We start from the raw sequence: 4,975 nt of genomic DNA, 5'->3' as shown, positions 1-4,975 counted from the left end.
AAAAACACCGTCACGGACATCGTCAGGCGGCACCGCCAAAATGCCTTGTGATACGATCCTGCCCCCTACCGGAATCTACCCCAGATCTCGCAAGGTTTCGATGCCTACAACCGTCCCGACAGCGCCATCAACCGCAGCATCCGGTCGCCCTGCGGCGTCTGGCGGTGCAGGCCCAGCCGGGGCAGGGCCGCGGCCAGGGCTGGCCCGCCACGGCGGCGCGCCAGCATGAAGGCGCGCAGCATCAGCCGCGCCGGCGGGGTCAGCATCGCCTCGTGCCGGCGCAGGGCGGTCAGGTTGGCGCCGATCCAGCCCGAATAATCGCGCCGCGCCACCAGCCCCAGCCGCCGCAACCGCCCGCGCACCGGCCCGTGATGGCCCAGCATGTTGCCGTCATGCTGACGATACAGAACCAGCGGAGCGTCCTCGCAACAAACCCGCGCGCCGATGCCGGTCAGCACCTGATAGACCCACCAGTCATGATAGGGCACGCCACATTCCAGCGCGGTGTTCACGGTGCCTGCCACCGCGCGGGCGGCGGCGGGCGACAGCACCATGGTGTTGCCCGCCAGGATGTTCTGCACCAGCGCATTGCCAAAGCCCGGCGGCTGCGGAAACCGCCGGCTTTCGCCCAGCGGCACCAGCGCCTGATCGGTCAGCACCGTGCGGCAGGTCCAGATCAGCGCCGCCCCCCCGGCGGCCCCGTTGGCCATCAGCCAGTCATTGGCGCGGGCCAGCTTTTGCGGCAGCCAGACATCGTCCTGATCCGAAAACGCCAGCGCCGCATCCGGGGCCGCCTGCGCCGCGCGCGCCAGCAGGGTCAGGAAATTCGCCGCCGCCCCGACCCCCGGCCCAGGCCCGGCCCAGGCCAGCCGGCCCGGGTGGGCCCGGCCCCAGTCGGCCAGCAGATCGGGCGTGCCGTCGCCCGATCCGTCATCGCCCGCCATCACCGCCCAGTCGTCATGGGTCTGGGCGGTGAAACTGTCCAGCTGGGCGGGCAGGAACGCGGCACCGTTGCGCGTGGCCATCACGATGCGGATATGCAGATGCGTCACGCGACGGCTCCTTTTCGCAAACCGCCCCCGGCGCTGCTGGCCTTGGCGGGCGAAGTTCTGTAACTTGCCCGCGATCAACGCATTTCATTGGGCGGGGCACCACTTGACCGCAAAGACCACTTCGGCACAATCGGTACCGTCCACGGACCGGGACGCCACCAGCGATACATCCGGCAAGCCTGACACGTCAACGCAGTCAAAGTCCGGCCCGGCCCCGCAGCCCGGGGCGGCGGCAAGCAAGCAGGGCGGTTCACAAGGCGCGCCACAAAAGGGGCCACAGGACGGACCACAGGGCGGGCCAAAGGGCACCGCCGAGGCGCCGACCGACGCACATGCAGCCGTGGCCGAGCGTCAGCGCATGGCGCAGCGCCTGCAGGAACTCAAGACCGAGAAGCTGCGCCAGCAGCTTGCCGAAATGGAGGCCGAGGTCGCCGGTGACAAGAAAGACGACAAGCAGGACAAGCCCAAGGCGGCCCCGCGCCAGGTCGCCCCGCCCGTGGCGCCCGCGCGCAGCAGGCTGCGGCACTGGCTGGCGCTGGCCAGTTTCGTGGTGCTGGTCGGGCTGCCGGTGCTGGTCTCGGCCTGGTATCTGTGGACGCGCGCGCAGGATCGCTATGTCTCTTACGCGGGGTTTTCAGTGCGCACCGAGGAAATCAGCTCGGCGTTCGAATTGCTGGGCGGGATGGCGCAGATGTCGGGCTCGTCCTCGTCGGATACCGATATCCTGTACAAGTTCATCCAGAGCCCCGAGCTTGTGGCGCGCGCCGATGCGCGGCTGGACCTGCGCGAGATCTGGGGTCGACCGGGACGCAGCTGGTGGAACGGCGACCATGACCCGGTGTTCGCCTATAACCCGACAGGCATCCTGCCCAGCATTTTCGGCGTCGAGGCCCGCCCGCCCCGGGGCGCCATCGAGGATCTGACCGCACATTGGTCGCGCATGGTCAAGGTCTACTCCGACAGCGGCACCGGGCTGATCGACCTTGAGGTGCAGGCCTTTACCCCGGCCGAGGCGCAGGCGCTGGCGCAGGTGATCTACGAGGAAAGCTCGGCCATGATCAACCGGCTCTCGGCGATCGCGCGCGATGATGCCACCTCTTATGCCCGAGACGAGCTGGACCAGGCGGTCGAGCGTCTGAAAGAGGCACGGCAGGCGATGACGCGGTTTCGCAACGAGACCCAGATCGTCGATCCCTCGGCCTCGATCCAGGGGCAGATGGGCATTCTCAGCTCGCTGCAGGGGCAACTGGCCCAGACCCTGATCGACCTGGACATCCTGCAGCAGACCACCCGCGAGACCGATCCGCGCATCACCCAGACCGAACGCCGCGTGCAGGTGATCGAGGATCGCATCGAGCAAGAGCGCCGCAAGCTGGGCCTGGGCAGCAACAGCGCCGAGGCCAGCGACGAAAACGCCTTTGCCAACCTGGTGGGACAATATGAAAGCCTGGCGGTGGACCTGCAATTCGCCGAACAAAGCTATACCGCGGCGCTGTCGGCCTTTGACAGCGCCCGGGCCGAGGCGCTGCGTCAGAGCCGGTATCTGGCCGCCCATGTGAACCCCACCCTGCCGGAATCGGCCACCCGGCCGGACCGGCTGGCCCTGACCGGGCTGGTGGCGTTGTTTGCATTCCTGACATGGGCCACGCTGGTGCTGATGGTCTATGCGTTGCGGGACCGGCGATGATCGTCCTGCGCGACCTGACCAAGGTGTTCGAGATCAACGGCATCACCAAGGTGGTGGCCAACCGCATCAACGCGGTGTTTCCCACCGGGGTCTCGGTGGGCCTTCTGGGGCGCAACGGGGCGGGCAAATCGACCCTGCTCAAGGTGATCGCGGGCACATCGGCCCCCACCAGCGGAGAGGTGCTGTCGGATGGCAACATCTCGTTTCCGGTGGGGCTTGCCAGTTCGATGCACCCCGACATGACCGGCGCGCAGAACACCCGCTTCGTCGCCCGCATCTACGGGGCCGATACCGAGGAAATGAGCCGCTATGTCGCCCGCTTCTCGGAGCTGGGCGAGCATTTCCACCTGCCGGTGCGAACCTATTCGTCCGGTATGCGGTCGCGCCTGTCCTTTGGCATCAACATGGCGCTGCAATTTGACACCTACCTGATCGACGAGATCACGGCGGCGGGCGATGCCGCCTTTCGCGAGAAAAGCAAGAAGGTGTTCCGCGCACGGATGGAGAAATCCGGTGCCATCTTTGTCAGCCATTCGATGCAGACCATGCGCGACATGTGCGAGGCGGGTGCCGTGCTCGAGCATGGGCAACTGACCTATTACGACGATATCGAGGATGCCATCGCGCATCACGAAGAGAACATGGTTCTCAAGCAACGGGCCTGAAGACGCAGACCTGAAAACGCAGATCCGAGAATGCCCGCACGCCGCCTTTCGCATGCGAAAGGCGGCGTGCCAATATCACCAGACTGGTCTCACCTGGCGCGGCGCTCGGCCAGCACCGTGTCATAGATCGTGGCCAGCTGATCGACCTGATCGCGCACCTGCCGAGTGGCCGGAGGCGCGCCCGGCGGGCCAAGATAGCGGCCCGGATCGCTGTCGATGCGGCCAAGTATATCGGCCAGCCCCTGATAGCTGGACACATCCACCCGGTGGCCGGTCACCCCTTCGGTGATATCGGCGCCGATCGCGCCCCGGTCCGAGGTGACGACCCAGATGCCGCAGGCGATCGCCTCGCGGGTGACCAGACCGTAGCTTTCGGGCCAGATCGACGGCGCCAGCAGCACATCGATGCGCGCATAAAGATCCAAGATATCCGATTGCGCCACCTTGGCCGCGCGGGTGACCGGGGTGGTGCCCCAGGTCTCATGCGTGACGGTGCCCGGCGTCAGGCTGTGATCGATCAGCAGCAGCTCCAGGTTCTCGTACGGGTTGGCCAGAAGCGCGTTGCGCACCAGGTGAATTCCCTTGTGACGCGAGGCCCCGCCGATATGGGCCAGCCGGACGCGCCCGCTGGCCGAGGGCAGCCGCGTGCATGTGGGCAGATCCGAAACGCCGTTCTCGGTAACCTCGATCCGCTCCAGCCCGCAGGCCCGGTGCAGCTCGGCAAAGCTTTCCGACACCGCCAGCAACCGCGCCGCCCCCTGCAGGGGCCGCGCCAGCGCCTGCGCCCGGGCAGGGAAGGTTTCAGTGTCCTGGCGGGTGTAATCGTAGAGTTTCACGCGATCGCGATCGTCGATGATGAACTGGTTGGGCGAAATCCACCATCCGTCATGCAGGGTGATCAGGTACGGGATGCGCCGCAGCCGCGCCACGTTGGCCACAGCGGCGGTCAGCCGCTGAATGCAGTGGAAATGGATCAGGTCAGGCGCCAGCCGTTCGACCAGTTGCTCGAACACCTGTGCCATGCGGCTGTCCTGCGCGGTCATGTCGCCCTGCGGCTGGACCGGTGCGGTGATCGCCCAGACCCGGACGCCGCCTTCCGTATAGGTGGTCACCGACAACGGATCGGTGCCGCCTTCCAGCGTGCAGACCACATCGATCTCGTAGCGGTCGCCGTAAGCCTCCTGCAGCAACCGCACATTGTCATAGACCACTCGCGTGGCCCCACCAATGGCCTGGGGCGGGTAGAACACATTCACCACCATCAGCCGGGTCTTGCGCGACATCGCCGGGCGCAGCCCGTCAAAGGCGTTGCGCAGCGCGCGCCCCATCGTCTCGACGGCATAGTCGCGCATCACCCGCTCGCGTGCTGCCGCCCCGACCCGGGTGCGCAGGTCGTCATCGGTGATCAGCCTGTCCAGCGCGTCGATGAAGCCTGCGGTATCGCTGGCCAGAAAACCGGTTTCACCATCCGCGATGACCTCTTGGTGGGTGGTGGTGTCGCTGACCACTGTCAATCTGCATTCAAAACTGACCCATCGTGATCATTTAAAAATGACCCACCCGGGGGGTAG

The 4,975-nt window shown here is 66.4% G+C and carries 4 protein-coding genes; 2 read left to right on the top strand and 2 right to left on the bottom strand.

What is annotated here, in order from left to right; translation table 11 throughout:
- Positions 1–104: 104 nt before the first annotated feature.
- Positions 105–1,052, bottom strand: a complete 948-nt coding sequence (locus ACFTOW_RS04075) for a glycosyltransferase (protein ID WP_379913350.1) — start codon at positions 1,050–1,052, stop codon at positions 105–107.
- Between the two features lie 103 nt (positions 1,053–1,155).
- On the opposite strand from ACFTOW_RS04075, the gene ACFTOW_RS04070 reads away from it, so the two are divergent.
- Complete coding sequence (locus tag ACFTOW_RS04070; protein WP_379913348.1) at positions 1,156–2,739, top strand: KpsE/RkpR family capsule polysaccharide export protein; 1,584 nt, start codon at positions 1,156–1,158, stop codon at positions 2,737–2,739.
- On the top strand, positions 2,736–3,404 hold the full coding sequence (locus ACFTOW_RS04065) for an ABC transporter ATP-binding protein (RefSeq protein ID WP_379913346.1): 669 nt from the start codon (positions 2,736–2,738) through the stop codon (positions 3,402–3,404). The genes ACFTOW_RS04070 and ACFTOW_RS04065 overlap by 4 nt, the downstream gene beginning before the upstream one ends.
- Before the next feature lie 89 nt (positions 3,405–3,493).
- Here the strand turns inward: ACFTOW_RS04065 and ACFTOW_RS04060 are convergent, their stop codons facing one another.
- The gene (locus ACFTOW_RS04060) at positions 3,494–4,912 is read right to left on the bottom strand and encodes a glycosyltransferase (protein ID WP_379913352.1); all 1,419 of its coding nucleotides are present in this window, start codon (positions 4,910–4,912) and stop codon (positions 3,494–3,496) included.
- Positions 4,913–4,975: the final 63 nt, after the last annotated feature.

Origin of the sequence: Lacimonas salitolerans (assembly GCF_042677865.1) — a bacterium.
In the GTDB taxonomy this organism is placed as follows: domain Bacteria; phylum Pseudomonadota; class Alphaproteobacteria; order Rhodobacterales; family Rhodobacteraceae; genus Lutimaribacter; species Lutimaribacter salitolerans.
This window is presented reverse-complemented; position numbering and strand designations above follow the sequence as displayed.